We start from the raw sequence: 3000 nt of genomic DNA on the forward strand, positions 1-3000 counted from the left end.
TTTTTCTTAAAATATTGAGAAACAAAGGAGAAATATGATTGTCTCTTTCTTATCTCAAAAGTAGAATTCTAGATAATGCTCCTTTAAACCACTCTAACTTATCAGGATCTAGGTATTTTATCCTTTCATCATAAGGGAATACGAAAGCTTTTTTGAAAACTCCTTCCTCATATATCAATTCTAAAACTTGATCTTCTACAAGGGATATATTTTCTGATGGTATCATGTTAACAATTAAGACTCTGACACCGTCATTCCACTTCTTTGCATATTCTATAGTTTCGGAAAGTCTGGTCATGTCCGTCAGGAACACATTAACGTTTTCAGTCGTTATATTGTCTTGAAACTTTATTGAATCAGTCTGTGGGCCAATGTTTGTGAGCAAGTCTGAAATAAGTATATTCCAAATAGAGCTATTATATATAATTCGTAACTTATCCTCGTCTATTTCAAGAAAAGAATCAGAATATAGGTACTTGTTTATATTAAAATAATCCACAATATCGAACTCATCGTCCACAAGAACTCTAACTGTCTGGAAGGGATCTAGCTCTTCTATCAAAAAAGGGATCTCTAATGACTTTAAATAATATGCAGTAAGAACTGTGAACGTTGACTTTCCTATCTTGCTTATGGAACTCAAGAATCGTAATCTCTTTTTCATATAATATGTCTTTATAACTTAATCAAAAATAAGTATTAACTTCAATATAACACAGATTCAGATGTCTTCATATACTTTTTCCTCTTTATCAAAAATTATTCTTTGCCAGAAAAGAAGAATTATTAATTGTACTCTTTTTATTGAAATAAAATATTTCATGAAGCTAATTAAACTTTAAATAAAAAGCAAATCTTCTGGTCGTATTAACCTTCTGGACTATGTGTGTTTTAGGAAAAAGTTTTAGTAACTATGCTAAGAGATATCATTGATGGCTAAATCAAAGAAGAGTAAAAAGGAGAGTAAGCTCATATATATACCTTTCATCATATTCGTAGTAATACTAGCTTTTCTAATAATCTTACCTTCCATAAAGCCTCCTACAACCCAGGCAAGCGAATCATTTCCATTCCTACATTTTGTTAAGGTCTCAAATCAGGACTATGCGTCATCACCGAATATTGTCGATGTTTATTTAGTCTCTTGGGAGGGATGCCCTTACGGAGCTACCCAGTCATGGTCATTGTATCTAGCCTTAAGCCACTACGGTAAAATTAACGTTACCCCAACATGGTCTGATCCAGAACCATTGCCCTCACCTACTGGAGGTGTATCAACACCAATGCAAGTACCGGGCTTATTATTTCAGACTTTTATACCTAATGGAAGTGTACATTTTCATTTCTTCTACATGATAGGAAGGATGTTTACTAACAATGATAGTATTAGCCTGACAAACGGTACTATAGTCCCCTACTCTGGTGATTCCATAGTAACTTTAGAACAACAAGAACTCCAAAAGGATGTACCTAATTGGGTCTATAACTTGATAGCTAAATATGAGCTGAACACGCCATTTGGGCAGTACCCTAATCTAGCTGATGCTGGAAATCCTCCCCATATACCTACAGCAATATTAATAACGGGACCCAACGGCACCTGGATGATAATTGGATATGACCAAACGTTGAACTCGGTAGCTCCTTATTACTTCGCTACTTCGGGTTATACGCCGCAGGAACTTTATGGAAATATTTCGAAAGGAGTAATACCTAAGGTTAACGTCACCTCTAACCCTTACGCATATGCTCAGTTAGAAACAACGTCTTACATACAAGAAGAAGCGCAACAAATATTGAACGTAATAAAAGAAGCTATGTAAGGTTGTGTTTTTTAAGACCCATTATTTTTACAGTTTTAAAAACAACTGTAGTTGACTAAAAATTCTACAGCAGGAATTCCCTGAACCACCCTTTCGTTATTTTATTCCATAGTTCCACCTTATCCTTTAGCTCACATTCAGTGCATAATAATGGGTCTTGCCCTTTACTTTTGTAGTACCAGAAAGATATAGGGTCTACTATGTTTATTGATTCCTTGGTGACGTTCTTTACTAACTGGATGTCATATAATAAGTTCTCGAGTTCAAACACTTCCTTTACGTATTTTGCACCTATACCTTTGGATATCACACTGTTAACGAAGTTGCTCACCAGCTTGTCGAAGGCTGAGTATTCAATGCTAAAGTCCCTTTGGGCGGCTAAAAAAGACGAGAGTAGGTATGCGTTAATAGTAAACTTTCCTTGCTCATGGTAATCCAGTAAGTCGAAGCCTCCTAATCTTACGAATTGCTGGCCGTCGTGGACAAAGTAACCTACATATAGTCCATTCTTTTTATTCTTAGAGTAATCGAGAAATTCAAGGGGTATAGGTTTAAGCCCTCCTTTAGAATTGGAAGTGAAGAATTTACCGCTCCTTTTAGGGATTTTCTTACCCATGAACTCTCCCTCATCAATATCTCCTTGATCTACGAACATGGCTGTAAAGAATGTGAAATCGTCAAGCGACGACAATGGGTTCCCCTTTTGAAGGTCGAACTTAATCGTGCTTAAAACGTAATTTAACGTTTGTAAGTCTGGATTAATAGGCGTTATAGCATCTCCTTTAACGTGTGATAACGACTTCACTATCTTATCCAGTGCTGTAAGGCTGAGGTTTTGCATAACCAATGAGATCAGTTTCCCGTCACGGCTTAGCAACGGTAAGATATCAAATTCCTCAGGAAGTGTCCTCATCTGCTCTATTAGAAACTTAATGTCCTCCTTCTTGGGTTTGGGTTTTTCCCTCTTAACCTCCCTTTGTCTTGGCGTCCTTTTCTCTACACAACCTGGGAATGACGCCGAATTTGCAATATTTAACTCATCTATTTGAGTTTGTAAGTAATCGGAGAGTTGACTTAACAAGTCTAAAACGGCTCGATGTATCGTGGACTTATCAAAAGTCTCTCTGAGTTTCTTCACGTCTTCATCCTTACAAACATAAGCTAATACAGAAAATTC

Annotated in this window: 3 protein-coding genes; 1 reads left to right on the forward strand and 2 read right to left on the reverse strand. The window is 36.4% G+C overall.

What is annotated here, in order from left to right:
* Positions 1 to 49 precede the first annotated feature (49 nt).
* Positions 50 to 643, reverse strand: a complete 594-nt coding sequence (locus tag WIW89_RS06150; protein WP_337720125.1) for a hypothetical protein — start codon at positions 641 to 643, stop codon at positions 50 to 52.
* A gap of 289 nt (positions 644 to 932) precedes the next feature.
* On the opposite strand from WIW89_RS06150, the gene WIW89_RS06155 reads away from it, so the two are divergent.
* Complete coding sequence (locus tag WIW89_RS06155; protein ID WP_337720126.1) at positions 933 to 1823, forward strand: DUF929 domain-containing protein; 891 nt, start codon at positions 933 to 935, stop codon at positions 1821 to 1823.
* Between the two features lie 64 nt (positions 1824 to 1887).
* On the opposite strand, the gene WIW89_RS06160 is transcribed toward WIW89_RS06155, so the two are convergent.
* The coding region (locus WIW89_RS06160) for a hypothetical protein (RefSeq protein ID WP_337720127.1) at positions 1888 to 3000 on the reverse strand (1113 nt) is incomplete at its 5' end.

The organism is Stygiolobus sp. CP850M (assembly GCF_037389425.1).
Classification (GTDB): Archaea; Thermoproteota; Thermoprotei_A; order Sulfolobales; family Sulfolobaceae; genus Stygiolobus.